Origin of the sequence: Lactobacillus helveticus DSM 20075 = CGMCC 1.1877 (assembly GCF_000160855.1) — a bacterium.
Taxonomy (GTDB): domain Bacteria; phylum Bacillota; class Bacilli; order Lactobacillales; family Lactobacillaceae; genus Lactobacillus; species Lactobacillus helveticus.
In genome coordinates, this window is sequence record NZ_GG700757.1 from 39822 (window position 1) to 63342 (window position 23521).

26 protein-coding genes and 2 pseudogenes are annotated in these 23521 nt (G+C 34.8%); 8 read left to right on the top strand and 20 right to left on the bottom strand.

Translation table 11 applies throughout. The features are described from left to right. The first annotated feature begins 46 nt into the window (after positions 1–46). A complete protein-coding gene (gene lepB, locus HMPREF0518_RS07080; protein ID WP_003627438.1) occupies positions 47–616 on the top strand; it encodes a signal peptidase I in 570 nt (189 codons plus the stop codon). A 62-nt stretch (positions 617–678) separates the two neighbouring features. Then, positions 679–870 carry an LBP_cg2779 family protein gene (locus tag HMPREF0518_RS07085; RefSeq protein WP_003627439.1) on the top strand — a complete coding sequence of 64 codons (192 nt, stop codon included), beginning with the start codon at positions 679–681 and terminating at the stop codon, positions 868–870. Here HMPREF0518_RS07085 and HMPREF0518_RS10980 read toward each other — a convergent pair. From HMPREF0518_RS10980 to HMPREF0518_RS07130, 10 genes are all read right to left on the bottom strand, one after another. Beyond that, positions 867–1526 carry an AAA family ATPase gene (locus HMPREF0518_RS10980; RefSeq protein ID WP_003627440.1) on the bottom strand — a complete coding sequence of 220 codons (660 nt, stop codon included), beginning with the start codon at positions 1524–1526 and terminating at the stop codon, positions 867–869. The genes HMPREF0518_RS07085 and HMPREF0518_RS10980 overlap by 4 nt on opposite strands. A gap of 153 nt (positions 1527–1679) precedes the next feature. Further along, complete coding sequence (locus tag HMPREF0518_RS10985) at positions 1680–1949, bottom strand: AAA family ATPase (protein WP_003627441.1); 270 nt, start codon at positions 1947–1949, stop codon at positions 1680–1682. Positions 1950–2134: 185 nt separating this feature from the next. Then, positions 2135–2923 carry a hypothetical protein gene (locus HMPREF0518_RS07095; protein WP_035504737.1) on the bottom strand — a complete coding sequence of 263 codons (789 nt, stop codon included), beginning with the start codon at positions 2921–2923 and terminating at the stop codon, positions 2135–2137. A 13-nt stretch (positions 2924–2936) separates the two neighbouring features. Next, positions 2937–3767 (bottom strand): hypothetical protein, encoded by an 831-nt coding sequence (locus HMPREF0518_RS07100; protein WP_020829215.1) that lies wholly within the window; start codon positions 3765–3767, stop codon positions 2937–2939. A 10-nt stretch (positions 3768–3777) separates the two neighbouring features. Then, a complete protein-coding gene (locus tag HMPREF0518_RS07105; RefSeq protein WP_003627444.1) occupies positions 3778–4623 on the bottom strand; it encodes a hypothetical protein in 846 nt (281 codons plus the stop codon). After that, a complete protein-coding gene (locus HMPREF0518_RS07110) occupies positions 4623–5330 on the bottom strand; it encodes an ABC transporter ATP-binding protein (RefSeq protein WP_003627445.1) in 708 nt (235 codons plus the stop codon). Before HMPREF0518_RS07110 ends, HMPREF0518_RS07105 begins: the two co-directional genes overlap by 1 nt. A 1-nt stretch (position 5331) precedes the next feature. Beyond that, a complete protein-coding gene (locus tag HMPREF0518_RS07115) occupies positions 5332–5697 on the bottom strand; it encodes a GntR family transcriptional regulator (RefSeq protein WP_003627446.1) in 366 nt (121 codons plus the stop codon). A 274-nt stretch (positions 5698–5971) separates the two neighbouring features. Continuing rightward, entirely contained in the window at positions 5972–7213 is a 1242-nt protein-coding gene (pepT, locus tag HMPREF0518_RS07120) for a peptidase T (protein WP_003627448.1), read from the bottom strand. Between the two features lie 19 nt (positions 7214–7232). Next, a complete protein-coding gene (locus HMPREF0518_RS07125; protein ID WP_003627451.1) occupies positions 7233–8030 on the bottom strand; it encodes a Nif3-like dinuclear metal center hexameric protein in 798 nt (265 codons plus the stop codon). Beyond that, positions 8023–8709: a tRNA (adenine(22)-N(1))-methyltransferase gene (locus HMPREF0518_RS07130; protein ID WP_023191497.1), complete on the bottom strand. Its 687-nt coding sequence runs from the start codon at positions 8707–8709 to the stop codon at positions 8023–8025. Before HMPREF0518_RS07130 ends, HMPREF0518_RS07125 begins: the two co-directional genes overlap by 8 nt. Before the next feature lie 99 nt (positions 8710–8808). Between HMPREF0518_RS07130 and HMPREF0518_RS07135 the strand changes: the two are divergent. Together HMPREF0518_RS07135 and HMPREF0518_RS07140 are read left to right on the top strand one after the other, a co-directional pair. Further along, positions 8809–9209 (top strand): annotated as a pseudogene (locus tag HMPREF0518_RS07135) (NUDIX domain-containing protein). Then, entirely contained in the window at positions 9209–9865 is a 657-nt protein-coding gene (locus tag HMPREF0518_RS07140) for a M23 family metallopeptidase (protein WP_003627455.1), read from the top strand. Before HMPREF0518_RS07135 ends, HMPREF0518_RS07140 begins: the two are co-directional and overlap by 1 nt. A 49-nt stretch (positions 9866–9914) precedes the next feature. Here the strand turns inward: HMPREF0518_RS07140 and rpoD are convergent, their stop codons facing one another. From rpoD to rpsU, 10 genes are all read right to left on the bottom strand, one after another. Beyond that, on the bottom strand, positions 9915–11027 hold the full coding sequence (rpoD, locus tag HMPREF0518_RS07145; protein ID WP_003627456.1) for an RNA polymerase sigma factor RpoD: 1113 nt from the start codon (positions 11025–11027) through the stop codon (positions 9915–9917). Positions 11028–11043: 16 nt separating this feature from the next. Continuing rightward, positions 11044–12879 carry a DNA primase gene (gene dnaG / locus HMPREF0518_RS07150; RefSeq protein WP_003627457.1) on the bottom strand — a complete coding sequence of 612 codons (1836 nt, stop codon included), beginning with the start codon at positions 12877–12879 and terminating at the stop codon, positions 11044–11046. 26 nt (positions 12880–12905) lie between these two features. Then, a complete protein-coding gene (gene glyS, locus HMPREF0518_RS07155; RefSeq protein ID WP_003627458.1) occupies positions 12906–14969 on the bottom strand; it encodes a glycine--tRNA ligase subunit beta in 2064 nt (687 codons plus the stop codon). Next, on the bottom strand, positions 14962–15879 hold the full coding sequence (glyQ, locus tag HMPREF0518_RS07160) for a glycine--tRNA ligase subunit alpha (protein ID WP_003627460.1): 918 nt from the start codon (positions 15877–15879) through the stop codon (positions 14962–14964). Before glyQ ends, glyS begins: the two co-directional genes overlap by 8 nt. 253 nt (positions 15880–16132) lie before the next feature. After that, positions 16133–16885, bottom strand: a complete 753-nt coding sequence (gene recO / locus HMPREF0518_RS07165; protein ID WP_003627462.1) for a DNA repair protein RecO — start codon at positions 16883–16885, stop codon at positions 16133–16135. Next, entirely contained in the window at positions 16886–17791 is a 906-nt protein-coding gene (gene era / locus HMPREF0518_RS07170) for a GTPase Era (RefSeq protein ID WP_003627464.1), read from the bottom strand. Further along, positions 17791–18315, bottom strand: coding sequence for an rRNA maturation RNase YbeY (gene ybeY / locus HMPREF0518_RS07175; protein WP_003627466.1), 525 nt, complete (start codon positions 18313–18315; stop codon positions 17791–17793). The genes era and ybeY overlap by 1 nt, the downstream gene beginning before the upstream one ends. Positions 18316–18317: 2 nt before the next feature. After that, positions 18318–19277, bottom strand: coding sequence for a PhoH family protein (locus HMPREF0518_RS07180; protein ID WP_003627467.1), 960 nt, complete (start codon positions 19275–19277; stop codon positions 18318–18320). A 25-nt stretch (positions 19278–19302) separates the two neighbouring features. Next, on the bottom strand, positions 19303–19746 hold the full coding sequence (locus HMPREF0518_RS07185; RefSeq protein ID WP_023192761.1) for a GatB/YqeY domain-containing protein: 444 nt from the start codon (positions 19744–19746) through the stop codon (positions 19303–19305). Positions 19747–19856: 110 nt separating this feature from the next. Next, positions 19857–20033, bottom strand: a complete 177-nt coding sequence (gene rpsU, locus HMPREF0518_RS07190) for a 30S ribosomal protein S21 (RefSeq protein WP_003627469.1) — start codon at positions 20031–20033, stop codon at positions 19857–19859. A gap of 255 nt (positions 20034–20288) precedes the next feature. Here rpsU and HMPREF0518_RS07195 point away from each other — a divergent pair, with 255 nt between their 5' ends. The 4 genes and pseudogenes from HMPREF0518_RS07195 to HMPREF0518_RS10815 all read left to right on the top strand — a co-directional run. Continuing rightward, positions 20289–21125: a pyruvate, water dikinase regulatory protein gene (locus tag HMPREF0518_RS07195; protein ID WP_003627470.1), complete on the top strand. Its 837-nt coding sequence runs from the start codon at positions 20289–20291 to the stop codon at positions 21123–21125. A 353-nt stretch (positions 21126–21478) separates the two neighbouring features. Further along, positions 21479–21928 (top strand): M23 family metallopeptidase, encoded by a 450-nt coding sequence (locus HMPREF0518_RS07200; RefSeq protein WP_003627471.1) that lies wholly within the window; start codon positions 21479–21481, stop codon positions 21926–21928. 200 nt (positions 21929–22128) lie between these two features. After that, on the top strand, positions 22129–23007 hold the full coding sequence (locus HMPREF0518_RS07205; RefSeq protein ID WP_003627473.1) for a YitT family protein: 879 nt from the start codon (positions 22129–22131) through the stop codon (positions 23005–23007). Between the two features lie 149 nt (positions 23008–23156). Next, a pseudogene (locus HMPREF0518_RS10815) lies at positions 23157–23521 on the top strand (temperature-sensitive replication protein); the annotation flags it as partial.

A 23521-nucleotide genomic window follows, 5' to 3' on the forward strand; every position in this document is an offset into this window, starting at 1 on the left:
TTAGAAATCAGTTATAATAAAAATAGCAAATAAAAGGAGATTGTTTATGGGAGAAAAAACTAAGAAGAAAAATGAAGACGAAGAAAGCATAGGTCATTTTGTTCTCGACATAATCATTATGTTTGCGATTTTGATGGGGATTTACTATTTTGTATTTAGCTTTTTCCTTTCAAATGAAACAGTTTCTGGCCCCTCAATGCAGCCAACATTTGAAAATGGTGACCGTTTAATTGCTGTTCGTCATTTTACGCCTAAGCGCAATGATATTGTTATTTTAAAAGCACCTGATCAAAAAGGTGCTTTATATATTAAACGTATAATTGGTACACCTGGTGATATGGTTACCTCAAAAAATGATAAGCTTTATATAAATGGCAAGCAAGTTGCAGAACCATATTTAAACAATAAATATGAAAAACAGGCTCATCGTTTAGGAGAATTATATACTAACAATTTTACGTTAAAAGAAAAAGTGCCTAAAAATCACTATTTCGTAATGGGTGACCACAGAGATGTTTCTAAGGATTCACGCTACTTTGGCTTTGTAAAACGAAGTGCATTGATTGGAAGAGTTGTCTTCCGCTATTGGACATTTACTCAATGGAAAACATTTTAATTATTTAAAAGTTTTATTTTATATATAATTTGATTAGAATTAAAGTGTAAGGAGAGATTATTATGAATGAGCAACAAGAAGAATTATCTAACGCAATTATCGATTTTCAAGTTAAACATCATGTCAATGACACAGATTTAGCATTTGCTAGTCACCTATCTGTAGAAAAGGTGCACGCAATGAAAACTGGTGACGGGGAATTCACTAACGAAGAAATTAATCAACTTTATGACTACATGTCTGCTAATGCTTAATTAGTTAATTTATCAGGACTATCTTGAGCATATTGATAATCTTTACCGTAATGCAAATCCTTCATCAATTTAGTCGGCGCATTCCTAATCTGCAATGGAACAGGAAGATTACCTGTCTTCTTAATCAATTTCTTTGCCTTTTCTTGTGCTACATAAACTGAATTAGATTTTGGCGTACAAGCTAGGTAAATCACACATTCAGTTAAATGAACTCCGAACTCTGGCAAACCAATGTATTTGCATGTCTGAAAAGTATTGATTGCGATATTCAAGCTATTGGTATCAGCTAAACCTACATCTTCACTAGCAAAGCGAATTAATCTTCTTGACATATATAAGGGATCTTCGCCGCCTTCGATCATGCGGTTAACCCCCCAATAAACTGCAGCATCTACATCACTACTACGCATCGATTTATGCAGGGCTGAAATCAAATTATAGTGTTCTTCACCGTGTTTGTCATAGAGTAGAGATTTAACGTTAATTAATTGCTTTAACACCTCATCATCAATAACAACATCTTTACCTGATTTTTTACCATTTAAAACCGCAATCTCAAGAGTATTTAGACTACTGCGCGCATCCCCATTACCAAAGATTGCAATCTGCTTTAACGCTTCATCGGATACTTTAACGTTTAAATTCAGGAAAACCATTGGGATTCTTTAATGTTCTTTTTAGTAATAAAACAATATCATCAACTTTTAAAGAATGAAGTACAAATACCTTATCCCTGCTCAAAAGAGCTGAGTTTACTTCAAAAGATGGATTCTCAGTAGTAGCTCCAATCAGGGTAATGCTACCCTGCTCTACAAATGGTAAAAAGGCATCTTGTTGTGCTTTATTAAAACGGTGATTTCATCAATAAAGACAATGGTTTTTTCACCAAACTGGCGATTCTGCTCTGCTTCTTCCATAATCTTACGAATATCTTTGATTGAAGAAGTAACTGCACTAAAAGTAATGAAATGTGCCTTAGTTCTTTTAGCGATAATTTCTGCCAAAGTAGTTTTGCCTGTTCCAGGTGGTCCCCATAGAATCAGTGATGGTACACGATCCTTTTCAATTAGATCGCGCAAAATCTTGCCATGACCAATTAAATTTCCTTATCCTACAAAATCATCTAAATTTTGCGGACGAACACGGTCTGCTAATGGAGTATTTTCATTTTGATTTGCTAGAGAAAACAATGATTCTTCTTTCATAACTTTACCTCAAAATCATTATAACAAGAAAAAACAGCCATCTTAATGATGACTGCTTTTTAATAATTTGCGATTTTAGGTTCAACAAAACTGTGAACGAACCAGAGATCAATGCTTCCAAATACAAGATTAACAACTAACAATAATATATCATCTAACCAGATCGGATCTACTGATCCCTTTTTAGCATCAATAAAGGATTGCAAGTGAGACATTATAATCAAGCCAAAATAGACAGCAACAATGACTAACATTGCAATTACTAATAATCTAATCCATAAAGTACTCTTGAATGGCAAATAATTCGTAATCAATTTTGAAGTAAAATTAGTAAAACTAACAAAGAAATAAATGAACAAAATAATCATTACAATAAAGAACCAATGAAATAAAACATTATCCCAAGGATCGTATTGTGCACTCCAAAGTTTAAAATCTCTATAGATATGAACTAAGCTTTCTGCACCATATGAAGGTAGCAATAAAAATGCATTGATAATTTGTTGTAAAAAGAAAAATACACCACATGCAACTAAACTACTAAAAATATTAGCTAAGTAAATTTTTCTTTCATCTGCTACAATTAAATGCCAAGTTTGACTCGTATTAATCTTTTCATTTTGCCAACAAGCAATCGCACAAAAAGCAATATCAATATAAATAGTTAGCCACATATAACTATCTTGCCAATATTTTGCTATACCAACATGAGCATAATAATCATCTGGCATAATTATTTTAAAAAAAGTCATAAAGACGACTGTAAAAATGTTAATCACTAATATTAAATAAACATATCGCTGTTTTTGTGACCACATTTGTTTAAACAAACTCCAAAAATTAGTCAAATTTCTCACTTTCCTATCTTATCTTGGGTTCAACAAATTTCTCAATCAAGAATGAATTAATAGCACCCAAGATTATTGATCCAGCGAAGAATTCAATAATTGCCATTGGTAAAGTATCAACACTATACCCATTGGAATTCTTCATCAAATGACGCATATAAGCAGCAGTCAACTGATCATTAATCTTAAAAGCAATAGTTACCCCGATAATTACTAAGATGGCCATCACGAATATTTTTATAACAGTAGAATTCTTACCTGGTAGTTGATCGGTAATAGTTCTAGTTAAAAGATCAGCAAAACTGACGAAACAAAAGATAATTAAGACCAAGCCAATTAGATAAAGTAGCATCTCAATTACTCCCATAACATCAGGCCAAGACCATGAAAAACCAACTTTTTTATTCATTGTCGAAAAACTAAGGCCATAACTCATACAATCAAAAATAAGTACAATAATGCCAAGTACTACTTGGATTACAAAAATGTAAGCACATTGAACCATACTAGTAAGAATATTGATCCACCATAATTTGATATCGGAAACTGGTATTAAATGCCAAGTCTGACTTAAATTGATCTTTTCGTTTTGCCAGCAAAGTAATCCAAGAAAAACTAGATCACCAATTGCAGTAGTTATAATTCCTACAGCAAAAATTATGTCACAAAACTTGGGATGCGAATTTTGGGCAAACACCAGAAAACCTTTAGCAAAATTGTTGCTAGTGATTAGATCCATCAAGAACATAAAAATGACTGCAAAGGTCTGCACCAATAATACTAAATGAGCATAACGACGCTTTTGAACAAACATCTGCTTAAATAAAGCTGAAAAACTAGTCATAAGCGCCTCCTTAATTTTGCTTTGCTTCGACAAACTTGTTTAAGAGCAAAATATCAATCAAGGTTACCACCACATCAAAGAGTAAAAATGCTACTAATGTACCACTCATTTGTAAATCATTATTGCCATCAGCTAGGAATGGAATAAAATTACCAATTGCTCCAAAAACAACTGTAGTTGCTTTGCTTAATAACCAAATAATTGCAAGGATGATTACTACTCGAACGATAAACATAATAAATTTACTTGAACCGTTAGGTAAAAATTCCATAATGCTGCGGCTGCTTAAGTTAATTAGACTAACAATTGCATACCAGGCATAACCAAGCAATATTACTAGAACTAATGCTCCAAGAAGTCCCCACCAATCTTGGGTACCAAGTTGCTGACTACGACTAAAGAAATCTGCCAAATTTTTCCTAACTTCATTAACCGTTAAGACTGGCAAACAAGTAACTGCCACTGTGATACCTTCTAAAATCATTAACCATAGATAAGAAATAAATGCTGTACCAAAGTTGCTAAGCAGAAATTTAGTATCGCTAATTGGAATTAGTCGCCAAGTTTGACTACGGTTAATCTTTTCATTTTTGATGGATGAAATGATCCAGTAGACAAAATTAGCAAAAAACGAGGTAATAAACATCATGACGCCAAAAATAAGTAAGTAAGAAATCAAATGATTAGTTACTTCATGGTGTCCATTAATTACCATCACATTTGGATCGCCCTTCATGGAGATAATCATCCAAACTGAAAAACATAAGCTAGCAAATGCTTGAATCAGGTAAATTAAATAAACTGTCCTACTTTTTTCTTGAAACATTCTATTGAACAAAGTATTGAAACTAGTCATTATTCATCATCCTCATCTGCATAAAAACTTTCATAATACTCTTCGATAGTCTCATGATTTTGACGAATATCATCAGCAGATTTATGTTCTAGAATTGTATGATCTTTCACAATTACTACTTCATCAAGTAGCGACGAAATTTCATTAACAAAGTGATCAGAAATTAAAATTGTAGCTTTCTCATCTTTCCACAGAATGATTGAATTAATAATCTTTTTACGAGCCATAGCATCAATTCCGCCAAATGGCTCATCAAGCAAATACAAATCAGCTTTACGAGCAAAGGTTAACGCAATGATTAATTTTTCTCTCATTCCTCGTGACAATTGACTGAGCTTCATATCATTATCTAATTTCATAAATTTGCGCAATTCATCAAATTCGTTCTCATCAAAGTCTTGAAAAATAGTTGCGTAGAATTTAACTACATCTTTAATTTTGGTGGAGTCACTAAATCCTGTTAGGCCATCTGTAAAGGACAATTTAGCCTTTCTGGCAGCTTCTTTAGTTGTCCCCTCAAGATTGACTTCACCTTTATAATTCTTGGCTACACCGGCTATAATACGCATTAAAGTCGTCTTACCAGCTCCATTTTCTCCTAATAAGGCAACTATCTTACCCGACGATAAATTTAAATTAGCATCTTTTAAAATAGTCTTTTGATTTTTTCTGTAAGTTAAATCCTTAACCGTTAACAAATCGTTCATCTTACCCCTCGCATTTCTTTAGGTATTTTTCCAAAATCGTAATTAAATTTTCTTTTTTAACACCTAATTTCTCCATATTCTGGACAAATTCATCTAATTCATTATCGATCAGCGTTTGCTTAGTTTTAGCTAATAATTCCGTATCTTCAGTAACAAAATTACCCTCGCCTCGCTTAGTATAAAGAATGCCTTGATCATTCATCTGCTGCAAAGCGCGTTGAACTGTATTAACATTAACGGTCAATTCAAGTGCTAATTTCCTAACAGATGGGATCTTTTCCCCTGCTTTCATCTTGCCCAAAGCTATTTGACGATATAAATATTGTTCAATCTGAAGATAAATAGGAATATTATCTTTAAATTCCATTTACTCACCTTCTGTTTTTAGCTGTATTACATATCTATTACACTAATAATATAACGATATTTTAATTCTTTTGCAAGCATTAAATTTGTTTCACACTTTTTTAAATAAACAAAAAATAGCTTATACTTCTTAATATTTAAGAACTTATAAGCTATTAATATTAGCAGTGAATTATTTTCATAAGATAAATTTGAAAATAAATTATTGATTTATCAGCTAATTCACCTTAATTAAAAATATATATTTTTTAACACAAAAGGTCAAAAAAGTTTCACTACTTAGCTCTTTCAGCATTTAATTCTGCCATTTTAATCATGACATCTACTGTCTTATACATTGATTCAAGCACAGTATATTCGTAACGACCATGCATGTTTTCTTCACCGGCAAAGATATTAGGACATGGCAAGCCCATATAAGTTAATTGTGAACCATCTGTACCACCACGAACTGGATCTTCATTAATTTCTAAACCTTCAGCCTTATATGCATCCCTAGCCAAATCAACGATATCCATGTGTTTCTTCAATTCATCAGCCATATTGTAATATTGATCGTTCATTTGAAGCTTGATGCGTTCGGTACCAAATTCATCGTTCATCTTTTTAACGATTGACTTAACCAAGTTCTTGCGTTCTTCAAGTCCATCACGTTCAAAGTCACGAATAATATAAGCTAAATGTGCGTGATCGACAGTACCATCAAAACTCAATAAGTGGAAAAAGCCTTCACGACCATCAGTATGTTCTGGACGATCATGTTCTGGCAATTGATTATGAAAATCAATTCCGACCTGGACAGCATTAATCATTTGACCTTTAGCAACAGCTGGGTGAACATTAACGCCTTGAATATCAAGAGTGAATTGCGCAGCTGAAAATGTACCCCAGTCGAGCTTACCAGGTGCTTCGCCATCGACAGTAAAAGCAAAATCAGCACCAAAGTCCTTAACATCAAAGTGTTCTGCACCGGTACCAATTTCTTCATCAGGAGTAAATGCTAAACGAATCTTGCCATGCTTAACTTCTGGATGATTCATCAAATATTCCGCAAAAGTCATCAATTCAGAAATACCGCACTTGTCATCCCCACCAAGCAAAGTATCACCAGATGCGGTAATAATAGTTTGGCCTTTATATTTTCTTAAATTAGGGAAAACTTCTGGATCAAGATAAAATTCAGAATCACCTAATTGAATCTTGCTTTCACCATCATAATTCTCATGAATTTGCGGCTTAACATTTTCCGAATTAAAATCGGCTGTATCACTATGTGCTAAAAAGCCCATTACTGGTACATCATAATCAACGTTAGAAGGAATTTCAGCAATTACACTACCAGCCTTTTGGTTGTAATGAATGTCACTTAAACCTAATTCCTCTAGATCCTTCATAATGACATTCTTTTGGAAATTTTCTTCTCTTTCAGTTGAAGGAAAACGATCTGAATTTTCATCTGAACGTGAATTAACTTTAACGTATTTTAAAAATCTTGGTAATAAATTTGGGTATTCCATTATTAACAACCTCCTAGTATTAGAACAAATCTTGGAATGGATTGGTTGATACTTCAGATAGTTCTACGCCAACATTCCAATTATTCTCTTGGTTCCATTTCTTCAAACGATCATATACCTTATACTTAAACAATTTTTCAGTATAATGACCTGGATCAACTACAGTTAAACCTGAAGAAATCATATCATGACCAACATGATAATAAACATCCCCTGTGATAAAGGCATCTAGATGATCATCTAAAGCTCTGGTCCAATACTTGCCACCATCACCACAAATAAAGCCAACAGTAGAAATCTTTTTATTATTATCAGCTGTAATCAGTCTTGCCATCTTAATGCCCATCTTTTCTTTGACATAATAGGCAAAATCATAAGCTGTCATGGTTTCAGGTAATCTACCTTTTCTTCCCATAGCGATGCCATCATCATCTAGACAAAATGGTTCAACATCTTTTAGACCTAATTCTTCGGCTTGCCAATCAGCAGACCCATCTTGAGCTTTATCAGAATTAGTATGAATTGAATATACCGTAATCCCATTTTTAATGATGTTGCCATACATCGCATTTTGAGCATCTGCAAAATCAAGATTACGAGCAGGTCTAAACATTACTGGGTGATGACTAACAATGAAGTTTACGCCCTTTTCTACAGCTTCTTCTACAACTTGAGGACGAACATCTAAGGTCGTCATAACCTTAGTTACGTCTGCTTCCATTGACCCAATTTGCATCCCTACAGGATCACCCTTGGAAGCTATATCTTTAGGGAAATCTTCTCTTAAACGATTCACAATGTCTTTTACTTTAGTCATGATTAATCTCCTCTTCTATCAATTTAATATGATGATTAACCTCATTAATACGATCTTCGTCTTTCTTTTTAGCCTTATTTAAGTTTTGCAATAATTTTTGGTTATATGTCAATTGTCCTTCCCATTTTTGATAAAAAACAGGATTTTTTTCTTGCAAAATAAATGGGCCAAAAAAGATTTCTTTTTCACTTAAATCATGTTTAGTATCCGTCAACTTAGCCTTAATCAATTCGTAAGTATGTCCAGCTTCTGCGATAAGCTTTTCGTCCATAATTTGATAATTATGCATCATTAACCAATTACGAACACCGGCTTCACCAATATTAGGTTCTAACACTAAAGTATCAAATTGATATTCTTTGCTCCAAGCAGCATCAAGAATATCAACCATCAATTTACCACCCATACCAGCTACTACCACTGTATCAATTTGATCCTGATGAGTAACAGTCTCTAGCCCATTACCCAATCTAGTTTCAATCTTTGCACTCAATCCGGCTTCTGCAATATCAGTCTTGGCATTTTCTAACGGACCAGCTGCAACATCACTGGCTATTGCAAAATCAATTTTGCCATTTTTCACTAATTCAATTGGCAAATAAGCATGATCAGTTCCAATATCAGCAACACGGCTACCGGAATCTACCATTTTTGCCAAAGTATTTAATCTTAAGTTCATTTTATCCTCCATCAGAGCATGTTTAATCAAATTTTAGCATATTTAGTAGTTCAATTTAGCTACTATTTGCTATAATCGTCAGAAGAAAGTGGTTTTTTTATGAGTAAAACTGAAACCGTAACATTGACTAATATGTGTATGATTAAGAATAAAAATAAAATTCTAGTTCTTAATCGAATAGATCCCGTTTGGCCGGAACTGACATTTCCTGGAGGTCACGTCGAAGCACATGAATCTTTTAATGACTCGGTTATCCGTGAAGTTAAAGAAGAAACAGGATTAGATATTGTGCATCCAAAGCTAGTCGGAGTTAAGCAATTTATGACCATAACCAACAACGCTATTTGGTATTCTTTTATGTAGCAAATGAATTTTCAGGCACATTAAAGGAATCCGACGAAGGGACACTAGCTTATAATTTTGATCATGATTTGCCTGTCTTTTTTGATTCAAGTATTAGTGAACATATGCTTGATGGAAAGCGAGATGAACTCTTTTAATGAAAAAGATAGAAAGTAAATTGTTGCTTTGGATTGCCCTAATTGCAATTCTAATCTTTGCTTCTGTACCACTATGGCACATCAATTTGAATACTGCTCGGCCACAAACACATGTGGTCAAAAAGAAGCATAAAAAAGTAGTTCATAAAGTTACTTGGGGTTATCCTTTTAAAAAGCTATACGAAAAAAAGATCAAATTTAAATCAGGCCAAAAATTCGGTGAGACTGATGTCATTCGTCGTTATTACCCAACTAAAAGTTACTTTCACGACGGATATGACTTTGGATTCAGTGAAGTTGGGCATTCAACGGTATATGCGGTTCATGCCGGAACGGTCCATAAAGTAAAATATACCCCAGGACTTGGATTATATGTTTGGGTTATTTCCAAAGATGGATATGTAGAGATCTATCAGGAAGGATTTTTAAGTATTACGGATATTTATGTTAAAAAAGGCCAAAAAATTAAACTTGGGCAAAAGATTGGTCGTTTAACAGGATCGCATATCCACTTAGGTATTACCAAAACCGATAAAGATTACATCGATAAACATGGTGTTCCTTGCCACTATTACTGGAAAGATAATGGCACATGGCTCAATCCTATGAAAATCATTGAGGATGATATCGCTAAAGGAAAAGCCAGTAAATCCTAAAAAAAGGACGTTAAGCTTCTGCTTAACGTCCTTTTTAAATACTATAATGTTAATCCATGAAATCACGCAATTGATTAGAGCGACTTGGATGACGCAATTTGCGTAAAGCCTTAGCTTCGATCTGACGAATACGTTCACGAGTAACGCCAAATACCTTACCAACTTCTTCCAATGTACGTGTACGTCCATCATCAAGACCAAAACGTAAACGCAAAACATTTTCTTCACGATCAGTTAAAGTCTCAAGTACTTGCTCAAGCTGTTCCTTAAGCATTTCATAAGAAGCATGTTGTTCTGGACTAGTTGCATCCTTATCTTCAATGAAATCACCTAAGTGTGAATCATCCTCTTCACCAATAGGCGTTTCAAGAGAAACTGGCTCTTGTGCAATTTTAAGAATATCACGAACCTTATTAGTAGGCATATTCATTTCAGCACCAATTTCTTCAGGAGTTGGTTCACGTCCCAAATCTTGGAGTAATTGACGTTGGATTCTAATCAACTTGTTAATTGTTTCAACCATGTGAACTGGAATTCTAATTGTACGAGCTTGATCAGCGATCGCACGCGTAATAGCCTGTCTAATCCACCAAGTAGCGTAAGTAGAAAACTTAAATCCAAGACAATAATCAAACTTATCTACGGCCTTCATCAGACCCATATTACCTTCTTGAATTAAATCAAGAAATGACATTCCACGACCTACATAACGCTTAGCAATAGAAACTACCAAACGAAGGTTAGCTTCAGCCAACTCTTGCTTTGCTTCCTCGTCGCCTTCTTCAATTCTTTTGGCAAGTGCAATTTCTTGATCAGCAGTAATAAGAGGCACACGTCCGATTTCCTTTAAGTACATCCGCACTGGATCATTCATACGAACGCTGGATGGTGCAGACATATCCTTCAATTCGGCCCTTTCAACGTCTTTTTGCTTCTTTAAGGCTAATTTTGATGGATCCCCATTCTCATCTACGATACTAATACCATTATCTTCAAATTCTTGTACTAGTTGATCAACAGCCTTACCCTGCAAATTATATGGCTTAATCAGACGAGCAGTGAAATCTTTTTCTGTAATTGGCTTGTCTTTTTTAACGTCCTTAACGACTTTCTTAACCATCTTGTCTAAAGATAGTTTTTGTGTAGTTTCTTTTTCTGCCACTAAAAAGCCTCCTTAACTAACCTAAGATTCTCTTCAACTCAATAATTTTTTGAGTAACTTCTATTGTTTTCTTAACATCTTCTCTGCGCTTAGCATCCTGCAATTGATTCTGAAGCTCATTCAGCTGGGAATAAATGCTGCGCTTTTGAAGTGCAAATACGTGCTCATTAATTTCTTGAATTGTAAAATCCTTCGGCATATGTGCTAGTTCAGCATCTACTATTATACCTTGAAGTTGCTCAGGAATAAAATCTAAAAAACTATCAATTTGTGGATTATCATGCGTTGCGGCAAACTTTAACCATAACTGAGATAAAGTTTCATAATCTTGATCAGGAAAATGAAACTTCCCTTCTTGTAAATACTGCTGGGCGTTAGCCGAATGAATAAATAAATATAGTAAGCGTGATTGACTAGGGTGTTTTTGAACCTCAGTTTGCTGAACAGGCAATGTCTCAACAGATGAAGTAGGCTCACCCAAATTTAAACTGTTTGACTGATCAGTATAATAATCACGATTACGGGTTCGAGTATGACTGCGAGCACGATTATTTTTTCGACGTTCACGAGCTAAATTAGCTTTTAAAGAGTTAAGTGATACACCAGCTGATCTAGATAATTTTTCCAGATACATATCTTGTTCAACTGGATTTTTAACATGACTAATCTCTTTAACTGCTTCATCTAAATACGTGATTTTTTCACGGTCATTATCTAAATTATATTTCTGAGCTAATCTTTTAAGGAAAAAGTCTGTAGGTGTCAATGCACCTTTTACTTCTCCTTGATATTTCTCAGCACCGTATTTTCTTACATATTCATCAGGATCTAATTTTTCTGGTAAGACAACAATCCCTAAATTAAAATCGCCATCTTTACTAAACATTCGAGCAGCACGTTCTTCAGCATGAACTCCCGGATCATCCCCATCATAGTTGACAATAATATTAGGAGTTACTCGACGCAGCATATAAACTTGATCATCGGTTAAACTAGTTCCCATAGAAGCAACACCGGACTTGATTCCTGCTTTATAAGCAGCAATTACATCCATATAACCTTCATACAAAACTAGATGTCCTTCACTACGCGCCGCTTTTTTAGCTTCCGCAAAATGAAATAAAACTTTGGATTTAGTAAAAACTGCGGTTTCTGGACTATTCATATATTTTGCTTCAGTCTTATCATTTGAAATCCTACGTCCAGAAAATCCAATGGAATGACCATTTTCATCTTCTAATGGAAATATGAGTCGATCACGAAAACGATCAAATAGTCTTCCATCTTGGCTTTGTACAAACAATCCACTTTGTGCTAAATCATCATCTTTATACCCTTTGCTTCTTAAATAAGTTATTAAGACATTATCCTCTTTAGGGGCATAACCTATTTTAAAATGTTCAAGAGTATTAGAGTCCAATTGGCGTTTTTTAGCATATTGCATCCCTCGCTCACCTGCTTTAGTGGTTAACAGTACGCGATGATAGAAGTCTTCTGCATCTTTATTAATACGCATAATTGGACTTAGTTTTGTTCCACCACTCGTATTATAACCAGCTGGCATTGCAATATGGGCGAATTCAGCAACTCGTTGAACACTTTCAGGAAAAGTCAGGTTGTCTTTATACATTAAAAATTTAAAAACATTACCACCCTTCCCACAGCCAAAACACTTAAAAAATTGTTTTTCTTCATTTACTGTGAAAGATGGCGTTTTTTCCTGATGAAAAGGGCAAAGACCAATATAGTCTTTGCCTTTCTTTTCAAGTGAGACGTATTGGCTGATCACATCCACAATATTAACGTTACTGCGAACTTCCGCAATAAAATCTTCTGGAATTCGTCCAGCCATATGAATCACCTTTTCTATCTTATTTTTTATTTAATAACCAACTTGCTCAAATCACCTAAGCGATCAGCTAATTCACTAACAGCATATAATTGTGCTAAACGATTATTCTTAACATTTTCATCTTTATCCATAATCATGTTAGCTTCGAAGTATTGATCGATTACTGGTTGTAAGTGAACAAAGCCTTGGTACAAGTCAGCTAAGCTTTCAATATTTTGTAAGTTTTGAACACGAGCATAAAGTTCTGTTTCACTATTGTCAACAAATAAACTTTCATCAACATCAACTTTACCGTTGAACTTAGCTTTCTTCAAAATATTGTTAATTCTAGTTAAACTTTCTACTACTGGCTTAAATTCTTCATCATCATGGTGAGGTTGCAATACATTAGCAGCAGCTAAAATTTGACTTGGATCTTGTTGACTTGAAGCAAGAACTGCATCAACAATATCATACTTAAACTTATTCTTTTGTAAGTATTGCTTTACACGATCACGAATAAAGTCTGCAATTTCTTGTTCAGAATCACCCTTAGGAAGTTTAGCTGGAGTTACGCCGCCAAGCATATTAATGATTTCTGGTAATACTTCATTAAATGGAAGTGACCATTTTTCATTAAGCAAAATTCTAACAATACCATAAGCATAACGACGAAGAGCATATGGGTCATTAGATGAAGTAGGAATCATGCCAGCACCAAAGAATGTAATAATAGTATCGATCTTATCGGCAACTGACAATAATGAACCTACTGTAGTTTCTGGTAATGGACCTTCCGCTGTGGCAGGCATGTAGTGTTCCTTAATAGCAACTGAAACTTCTTCATCTTCACCAGCAAGACGAGCATAATGCATCCCCATCACACCTTGAAGTTCCGCAAATTCACCTACCATTTGCGTTACTAAGTCAAACTTGTAAAGTTCGCTGGCACGATCAAAATCAGTAACTACATTTTCAGGTAAGTCCCAACGCTTTGCAAGGTAATCACCAATCATGCGAACACGTTGTATCTTTTCAGCCATAGAACCAATCTTATCATGGAATGAAACATTCTTAAGAGGATCAACAAAGTGGCTAAGTGGATACTTACGGTCTTCATCATAGAAGAATTGAGCATCGTCTAGACGAGCAACCAATACCTTTTCATTACCAGAGATAATATTGTCGAGGTAATCCTTATTACCGTTACGAACAGCGATAAAGTGGTTAATCAACTTGCCATTTTCATCGTAAACTTCAAAGTATCTTTGATTATCCTTCATTGAAGTAATCAAAACTTCATCAGGAATGTTTAAGTACTTTTCATCGAATGAACCAGCAAAAACTGTTGGATATTCAACAAGGTAAGTAACTTCTTCAAGCAAGTCACGATCAGGTTTAATTTGCCAATGATTCTTCTTAACCAATTCGTTCATTTGGTTAACAATCATATCTTTACGTTCTTCGGCGTTAGCAATTACGTATTGATCCTTCAATGCGTCTTCATAGTCATCTGCGTTAGCTAAAACAACTGAATCACCTAAGAAACGGTGGCCTTGAGTTTTGCGTCCTGCAGTAATATCTAAAATTTTAACAGGAATTACATCGCTACCAAATAATGATACAAGCCAGTGAATTGGACGTACAAACTCAAAATCATTTGAATCCCAGCGCATCTTAGTTGGGAAAGTCATGGCTTTGATAATATCGCTCATGCCAAGCAAAATGTCGCTAGCTTTTTTACCTTCTTTTTGGACATGAACATAAGCATATTCAGTACCCTTAAGTTCTTCAAAGTAAATATCATCAGTAGTCATACCTTGACCGCGAGCAAATCCTTGCGCAGCCTTAGTCCAATTACCATCAGCATCTTGAGTAATCTTCTTTGCAGGTCCTTTTTTAACCTCATCAATATCATCTTGCTTTTCAGCTAAGTCTTCAACAAGAATGGTCAAACGACGAGGAGTTGAAAAAGTCTTGATATCTTTGAACTTTAAGCCATTTTCTTTCAAAAATTTTCTTGTTCTGTCAGCTAATTGCTTAACGCTGCGTGGCACAACGTGAGCTGGTATTTCTTCAGTACCAATTTCAAATAAATAATCTTTAGCCATTTTCTACCCCCGCTTTCTTATCTTCTGCACTCTTAAGCAATGGGAAGCCACGTTTTTCACGTTCTTCAACAAACTTAACAGCGACTTCATGAGCTAAGTTTCTAATTCTTGATAAGTAACCAGCACGTTCAGTTACTGAAACAGCACCACGTGCATCAAGCAAGTTGAAAGTATGTGAACACTTCAAAATGTAATCATATGCCGGGTGTACAAGGTTTTGACTAAGTAAACGCTTAGCAGTTGATTCATAAATATCAAAGAATTTAAGAAGTTGTTTTTGATCTGATTCTTCAAAAGCATATTTAGAATGTTCATATTCTGGTTGCTTAAAGATATCACGATAAAGTACGCCATCGCCCCATTCAAGGTCAAAGACATTATTAACATCTTGAATGTATGATGCAAGTCTTTCAACACCATAAGTAATTTCACTCATAGTTGGCTTAACATCTAATTCACCAACAACTTGGAAGTAAGTAAATTGGCTGACTTCCATACCGTCAAGCCATACTTCCCAACCAACACCGGCACAACCCATGGATGGGTTAGCCCAGTTATCTTCAACGAAACGAATATCGTGTTCCAAAGGATCAATACCTAAAACCTTCAAACTATCTAAGTAGTATTGTTGAATATCCTTAGGAGCTGGCTTAATAACAACTTGGAATTGGTGGTGTTGGAATAACCGGTTAGGGTTTTCACCATAACGACCATCTGCAGGTCTTCTAGAAGGCTCTACATAACAAGCTGCCCATGGTTCTGGACCAACTGCACGAAGAAAAGTGTAAGGACTCATTGTACCTGCACCCTTTTCAACATCATATGAAGGCATAATCATACAACCTTTGGAGGACCAGAATTGTTCCAGCTTAAAGATCATATTTTGAATGTTTAATTTCTTATCTGCCATTTTCCTTAATTCTCCTCCTGCGCTAAGCCATAAAAAAAGCCTATGCAAAATTTTGCATAGGGACGAAATATTATCGCGGTTCCACCCTAATTCAGGAAGTATTCTTCCTGCACTTAATTGAATATGACTAGAGGTGCCTTTTCCTAATATGTCCTTTCACCTACCGACACTCGCTAAATTAGTACTTTTTAAAATCCTCATCATTGTCAAATACGTATTTATTTTAACACATGAATTAGGTTAAAACCAGACTTTAAAACAGCTTTATTTCATCTAAAAACTTTTTGGTTTTTAGATTTAAATCGATTGTTTCTCTATAAATACGATCAATTGCTTTGCGAGTTGCTTTTTTAGTTTCACTATTTAATTCAATATTTCCTAAGCGCTCAATAGGTAAAAGAGCAATTGTACGTAATACTGCAGTCTGTTTAGGAGTTAAATGCAACCGACTATTTATCTTTGCAAAATGATTGCTGCAAACAATGCCACCTAATTTAATTGAGTAGTCGAATACTCCTCTTTCTTTACCGCAAATAACGCAATGTCGTAATTCAGGTTCAACCCCAAATGCACTCAACATTTTCATCTGTACTATTTGGGTGATCATTTCATTATCTACACCAGCATCAATCTTTTTCAGAGCAAAAACCGCTAAGTCATAATATTTACCAAGAGGTTGATACTCAACAAAAGCGTGATCAATTAAGTCAAAAATAAAAGAAGTGTAAGCATTCTTCGTCAAGTCACGGTATAAACCGTCAAATTGCTTCACTTCTTTATAAGTACGCAGATTGCTTAAACCATGACCGCTAGTATAAATGACATAAGTACCCATTGAGAAATTCAATGTTGCTGCACTCAATTGTGATTTAGGTCTTAATGCCCCTTTCACAATCAAAGTGATAATACCATCTTGTTTAGTCATAATCTTAGCTAACAAATCTGCTTCTTTATATTTTTGCCTTTTGAAAATGATGCCCTGAACTTCTTTCAGTTCACGTGCCATCTAACTGAGCTCCTTCTTATCATACCCAATTTGTTTCAAAAAGCTTGGATCTGAGCGCCAATTGTGTTGAACCTTAACCCAAAGGCGCAAGTTTACTTTTTCGCCAAGTAAATGCTCTATTTCTTTACGTGAGTTAACACCGATCTGTTTCAGCATTTTACCACCTTTACCGATAATAATGCCTTTTTGACCATCTTTCTCCACATAAATAGTAGCTTCTATTAATAACTTGCCATTTTGATGCTTATTCATTTGGTCAACTGCAACTGCAGTAGCGTGTGGCACTTCTTGGGAAGTGAGTCGCAGAATTTGTTCACGAATAAGCTCAGCCACAACAAAATATTCTGGGCGATCTGTGATCTGATCAGCACCATAGTATTGTGGACCTTCTGGCAAATATTTATTAATTGTATTAAGCAAATCTTCAATACCAATACCTTGAGTAGCAGAAATCGGTAGTATTTCTTTAAAGCCTTCAAGTTTATGGTATGAATCCATAATTGGCAAAAGTTTATTAGGATGAATTTGATCAACCTTATTAATTACTAAAAATACGGGTACTTTAACTTCTTTTAACAAGTTAGCAATATATTGATCGCCTTTACCAATTTCCTCAGGTTCAACCATGAATAAAACTAAGTCAACATCATTTAAACTAGACAAACTAGCTTTATCCATGTAATCGTCAAGCTTTGAATGAGGCTTAAAAATACCTGGCGTATCAACAAATACAACTTGCATTTTATCTGAAGTATAAATACCTGAGATACGATTACGCGTTGTTTGTGGCTTGTTTGATGTGATCGCTACTTTTTGACCTACCAAATAGTTCATTAAAGTTGATTTACCTACATTTGGTCGACCAAGTAAAGCAACAAAGCCAGATTTAAATTCTTTTTCTTCCATTATTTACCTCTGCCTTCATCTAATTGATCAGGATATAATGGCAAGCCACATTCTTCTAATACCTTGCCTTGAATGCCAAACATTTCTTTAGCTTCATCAGGTTTAATATGGTCATAGCCATTTAAATGTAAAAATCCATGAACTACAGTATAACCAAATTCTCGATCAAATCCTGTTCCATATTCCTTACTGTGACGCTTTATCACGCTAGGACACATAAATAAGTCCCCAATATCTTCTTGAAAATCTGGATCATCTTCAAATGCTGATAAATCAATTGCATCCTCACCATCTTGTATTGCAAAAGAAATAACATCAGTTGGACGATCTTTATCACGATATTTCAAATTAATCTCATGACTACGGTCTTCATCGACAAAGTTAATACTCATTTCTAAGTTATTATCTTTACCAATCTCTTTTTTAGCTAAAAGCAATAACTTCATAATCCAGTCTCGCCAGTCGCGATTCTTATCGTCTAAAAATCCGACTTCATCATGATATGTAACATCAATTGGATCCATTTTTAATTTTTAATGCCCTCTTTTTCATAAGCAGTAATAATTTTGGCAACTACAGGATGTCGAACAACATCATTTGCAGAGAAATTAATGAACTTAACTTGGTCGATATTCTTTAAAATATGCTTAGCATCAATTAAACCGCTATGCTGTCGTCCCGGTAAATCGACCTGAGTCATATCTCCATTTACGACCATCTTAGAGTTAAATCCAAGACGAGTTAAGAACATTTTCATCTGGGCATCTGTAGTATTTTGGGCTTCATCAAGAATTACAAAAGCATCGTCAAGAGTACGTCCACGCATATAAGCAAGTGGAGCAACCTCAATTACGCCACGTTCCATCAAACGGTCAGTCGTATTAGTTCCAAGAATAGCGTACAAAGAATCATAAATTGGTCTCAAGTAGGGATCAACTTTTTCTTTTAAATCTCCTGGCAAAAAACCTAACGATTCACCAGCTTCTACAGCCGGTCTAGTCAAAATTATGCGGGAAACTTCACCCTTTTTAAAGGCAGCAATTGCACAGACAACAGCCAAAAATGTCTTACCTGTTCCGGCTGGTCCTATTCCAAAAACAACATCAGATTTATTAATGGCCTCTACATAACGCTTTTGCCCCATATTCTTGACTCTAATCGGTCTGCCTTTAGCCTCCCGAATTAAAACCTTTTTATACAGATCTGCAAAGTACTCAGTTGTACCCTTATCGGCCATCTTCATCGCACTCACAGTGTCGGGCGCACCAACGTTAACGCCGGTATTCACAACATTGTCTAATGCTTTCAAAACAGCAATAGCTTTTTTCACATTTGCCTCATCATCTCCAGTAATAATAATCTCATTACCAGTATCTGAAATAGACAAATTATAACCTTCTGAAAGAAGCTTTAGATTTCCATCATTAACTCCAACTAATTTTTGAATGTCTTCTACCTTTTGAGGTATAAAAGTTGTTTGAGCCAAAAAGACCCACTCCTTCTTGTTACTACTAATTCAGCTGATCACGAACTGTTTGTGAAGCAACCTTACCATCAGCGCGTCCCTTAATTTTTGGCATTAAAGCCTTCATGACTTTGCCAAAATCAGACTTGCCTTTAGCACCAACTTCATCAATCGTTTCCTTAACAACGGATTCAAGTTCTTCCCTGCTCATTTGCTTAGGCATGTACTTTTCAACTACGGCTAATTCTTTCTTAGTTTCTTCAACTAATTCAGCACGTTTAGCCTTAGTGAATTCTTCGATTGATTCTTCTCTTTGCTTTTTCTCACGATTAAGAACCGTTAATTCTTCATCTGGAGTTAGATCATGTCCCAACTTGATTTTTTCATTCATCAAAGCAGATTTAATCATCCGGACAGTATTAAGCGTAGTCTTATCATGATTTTTCATAGCTGTTTTCATATCAGCCATGATCTTATCTGATAAACTCAATATGCATCCTTCTTTCTATTAAAAACCCAATAGTATTATAACAAACTATGCGCATAACTAAAATGAAAGTATAAAAAAACTCACCCATTCCCGGGTGAGTTTTCAGTATATTAATAATGTCTACGATTGCGTGCAGCTTCAGACTTTAACTTTCTACGAACACTTGGTTTTTCGTAGAATTCGCGTTTGCGGTATTCTTGTAAGGTACCACTTCTTGAAACGGAACGCTTGAAACGACGAAGAGCATCATCAATAGACTCGTTTTCGTGAACGATTGTCTTAGCCATGTGTGATCCCTCCTTCCATTTCTTGGCGTTACGCCATATATTTATTTAAATTATACCAAACTAATTTTGCGGGTCAATACATTCTTATAATATTTTTATAAAATCCATATTATTTTAAGCCCTTACATTTTGTTAGCATTGTTTTACTAAGTTTAAATATACTTTTTCTCCAATTATCCAATATCAACTTAACGAATTTTCTTGTTAATCCGCTTTCATTAATAGTATAATTATTGCAGAAAGAGGTGCTATTATATGGCAGAAACAAAAGACCAAAATGAAGTAAACATCATCATTATTTCAGATGCAGCTGGTGACACTGCCTTTAGTAATGCTACAGCCGCTGCTGCTGAATTTCCAAAGGCCCAAATTAATTATCGTCGTTATCCATTTATTACTAATAAGGATAAACTTGATGAAGTCTTGGAGGAGATTGAAAAATATCCTAATTTAGTGATTATTTATAGTTTGGTAAAAGATGAGATGCAAATGCCTGTAATTAAATTTGCACGGGAGCACAATATCCAATGCGTTGATATTTTTTCACCGGTAGTAGAAGCAATCAAACAAACTACTCATATGACTCCTGATCAAAAGATCGGTGCTCAACACAGCTTAAATCAAAAATACTTTGATAGAATTTCTGCAATGGAATTTGCTGTTATGTATGATGATGGTAAGGATCCAAAAGGTTTCTTGGAAGCTGACGTAGTTTTACTTGGTGTATCACGTACTTCAAAGACTCCACTCTCCTTATTCTTAGCTAACAAGAATTTAAAAGTTGCTAACTTGCCTTTGGTTCCAGAAACTCATATTCCAAAGGAAATCTACGAAATTGATCCTAAGAAGATTATAGGTTTAACTAATGACCCATCAGTTTTAAACGAAATTAGACGTCAAAGAATGATTGCCTATGGTTTAAACCCTGATACTGCTTACTCTAACATGGATTCAATTAACAAAGAATTGGAATCAGCTCAAGCACTTTACAAGAAGCTTGGTTGCTATGTAATCAATGTTGCCCACCGTTCAATTGAAGAAACAGCTGCCCTTATTTTGGAGCACTTGGGCATTGACGACTATGCAAAGTAACAAATTAACTAAATAATTAAAAATCACTCTTGAATTTATTTTTCAAAGTGATTTTTTGATTATTAGTTTTAGAAAGAATTTTGTAACTATCTTGTAAAACAAATGCGCTACATTATAGATAATATTATTATAGAGAGGATGAAGAAATCAGGCACAGCCTGAAATACGCTATAGATGAGATTTCGTAAAACAATTATTACTTTATTGGGGACAGTTTTAATATTGCAAATGTAGTATCAGCAGACACAACGGAGGATTCTTCTCTTGCTGTCACTACAGAAAATGTTAAAGAAAAGAAGACATATAAATGGTGCTATCCATTTAAAGCTTGTAAAAAACACGGCGTGCGTCCAATGTTCAAGGCCCAAACTTTTGGTATGACAGATTATTTGCGTTCTTCTAATCCGCCTTCTTATTTCCACGACGGCTGGGACTTTGGTTATTCTGAAGTTGGTCGTTCTACTGTTTATGCTATTCATGCAGGTACAGTTAAAAAAGTCGCTTACGACAGCGGTTTAGGATGTTTTATTTGGTTTGTCAGTCCTGATAAATATGTTGAAGTTTATCAAGAAGGATTTACCAAGAAGAAAGATATTTACGTAAAAACTGGTCAAAAGATTAAAGCTGATCAAAAGACCGGTAAAATGACCGGCTCTCATTTACATTTAGGATTAATTAAGACGACCAAAGATTATATTAATAAACATGGTTTCCCATGCAAAAACTGGAATGTTGATAACGGCACTTGGCTTAATTCGATTAATGTAATTAAAAAATATTATAATAGCAAAAAAGTTATTTAACATAATTTAAGATATCGAAAGCAAAATTTCTATACTAAGCAAATAAAAATTTCTAGTATAGGAATTTTTGATTGGTCATTAATACAAGTTTTGTTAAACTTAGTATGTTATTCATTAATAAATAATTTCGTTGCTCAAGCGTTGCACATTTTTTACAAAATTTCTGCATTAACTTTTGTAGCAACTAAAAAGGACAATAAATGGATCAATTAGATAAATTTAACCGACGCTATAATTTTCTTTCAAAATTATCTGCCGCCTTCTTTTATTCAATTGCTATTGCTATCGCGTTAAATTTTTTCTGGACACCCGGACATATGTACTCATCCGGTATCACAGGATTCGCCCAGTTAATTAACACCGTTAGTGAACGTTATCTTCCCTTTACGCTAACGACATCGTTTATGTACTTTATATTGAACTTCCCTTTGTTTATTCTGGCTTGGTTCAAAATTGGTCATAAATTCACATTTTTCACTATCGTTGCTGTTGTTCTGGGTTCGTTCATGATGCATTGGATTCAACCATGGCAAATTCGTCTAGACCCGCTCGTTTGTGCCATCTTTGGTGCTTCAATTAACGGTATCGGCACAGGTTTGGCGTTAAAAAATGGTATTTCAACTGGCGGTTTAGATATTATCGGCATTGTTATTAGACAAAAAACCGGTATCAGCTACGGTAAATTTAATATTTTTATTAATCTGATTATTATTGCCGCTGCTGGTTGCATGTTTGGTTGGACACGTGCTTTATATTCTGCATTAACTATCTTTATCAATGGTAGAGTAATTGACGCAGTTTATACACAACACCAAAAGATGCAGGTAATAATTGTTACTCAGCATCCCCAGCACATTATTGATGGCATTCAAAACCGAATGCACCGCGGTATTACTATTTTGCATGATGCCGAAGGTGCTTACAGCCATATTGAAAAGACTGTTTTGATCACTATCATCGATCGTTACGATATGTATGACATTCGTCAGATCGTTCAAAAAGCAGATCCCTATGCATTCATGAGTGTAGGCGAAGTTGAGAAGGTCTATGGCTGTTTCAAGGAACAGGAAATTGTTTAGGTATAAATTTGTTAATAAGCTTCTATTGGTTATATTTCACCAATAGAAGCTTATTTTTATTTGTTCAATTTTTTTAAAATTTTGCTCCTTTTCTGCTCCTCCATTTAATTAAAGTTTATAATCTAACTTAGATAGAAAGGCGGTTTTTGATGAGCTCATATTATCAATTAGTTTGGCGAGAAAATGAATTAGACTCATATTCTACTGATAAACTTAACTTCATTTTCAATATTATTAATCGTCCCTTCCCTGTTAGTTACAGGTAGTTATATCCTAGTCGAATTGAGTGGCAAAAAGCTGTTAAAAAACACGAAGATTTAATTAAAAGAGTTAAAAATATTATTCTGAAACGCAGCGATGCTCATACTGTTCGGGCAGCTTGGCTCAATCAGCATAATAAACAAGCAGAGGTGGCACCAAATGGCTATACAATTGAACAGTTAGCTAATAAGTTGCCACACATGGCAAATCAACTAGGTGCTTTTATGGAAATTGAAAACATTGAAATAAAATA

Bases quoted from the DNA above. Each gene is read 5' to 3' on its own strand.
- lepB (WP_003627438.1), top strand. From the start codon at position 47: ATGGGAGAAAAAACTAAGAAGAAAAATGAAGACGAAGAAAGCATAGGT.
- HMPREF0518_RS07085 (WP_003627439.1), top strand. From the start codon at position 679: ATGAATGAGCAACAAGAAGAATTATCTAACGCAATTATCGATTTTCAA.
- HMPREF0518_RS10980 (WP_003627440.1), bottom strand. From the start codon at position 1,526: ATGGTTTTCCTGAATTTAAACGTTAAAGTATCCGATGAAGCGTTAAAG.
- HMPREF0518_RS07100 (WP_020829215.1), bottom strand. From the start codon at position 3,767: ATGACTAGTTTTTCAGCTTTATTTAAGCAGATGTTTGTTCAAAAGCGT.
- HMPREF0518_RS07105 (WP_003627444.1), bottom strand. From the start codon at position 4,623: ATGACTAGTTTCAATACTTTGTTCAATAGAATGTTTCAAGAAAAAAGT.
- HMPREF0518_RS07110 (WP_003627445.1), bottom strand. From the start codon at position 5,330: ATGAACGATTTGTTAACGGTTAAGGATTTAACTTACAGAAAAAATCAA.
- HMPREF0518_RS07115 (WP_003627446.1), bottom strand. From the start codon at position 5,697: ATGGAATTTAAAGATAATATTCCTATTTATCTTCAGATTGAACAATAT.
- pepT (WP_003627448.1), bottom strand. From the start codon at position 7,213: ATGGAATACCCAAATTTATTACCAAGATTTTTAAAATACGTTAAAGTT.
- HMPREF0518_RS07125 (WP_003627451.1), bottom strand. From the start codon at position 8,030: ATGACTAAAGTAAAAGACATTGTGAATCGTTTAAGAGAAGATTTCCCT.
- HMPREF0518_RS07130 (WP_023191497.1), bottom strand. From the start codon at position 8,709: ATGAACTTAAGATTAAATACTTTGGCAAAAATGGTAGATTCCGGTAGC.
- HMPREF0518_RS07140 (WP_003627455.1), top strand. From the start codon at position 9,209: ATGAAAAAGATAGAAAGTAAATTGTTGCTTTGGATTGCCCTAATTGCA.
- dnaG (WP_003627457.1), bottom strand. From the start codon at position 12,879: ATGGCTGGACGAATTCCAGAAGATTTTATTGCGGAAGTTCGCAGTAAC.
- glyS (WP_003627458.1), bottom strand. From the start codon at position 14,969: ATGGCTAAAGATTATTTATTTGAAATTGGTACTGAAGAAATACCAGCT.
- glyQ (WP_003627460.1), bottom strand. From the start codon at position 15,879: ATGGCAGATAAGAAATTAAACATTCAAAATATGATCTTTAAGCTGGAA.
- recO (WP_003627462.1), bottom strand. From the start codon at position 16,885: ATGGCACGTGAACTGAAAGAAGTTCAGGGCATCATTTTCAAAAGGCAA.
- era (WP_003627464.1), bottom strand. From the start codon at position 17,791: ATGGAAGAAAAAGAATTTAAATCTGGCTTTGTTGCTTTACTTGGTCGA.
- ybeY (WP_003627466.1), bottom strand. From the start codon at position 18,315: ATGGATCCAATTGATGTTACATATCATGATGAAGTCGGATTTTTAGAC.
- rpsU (WP_003627469.1), bottom strand. From the start codon at position 20,033: ATGGCTAAGACAATCGTTCACGAAAACGAGTCTATTGATGATGCTCTT.
- HMPREF0518_RS07195 (WP_003627470.1), top strand. From the start codon at position 20,289: ATGGCAGAAACAAAAGACCAAAATGAAGTAAACATCATCATTATTTCA.
- HMPREF0518_RS07200 (WP_003627471.1), top strand. From the start codon at position 21,479: ATGTTCAAGGCCCAAACTTTTGGTATGACAGATTATTTGCGTTCTTCT.
- HMPREF0518_RS07205 (WP_003627473.1), top strand. From the start codon at position 22,129: ATGGATCAATTAGATAAATTTAACCGACGCTATAATTTTCTTTCAAAA.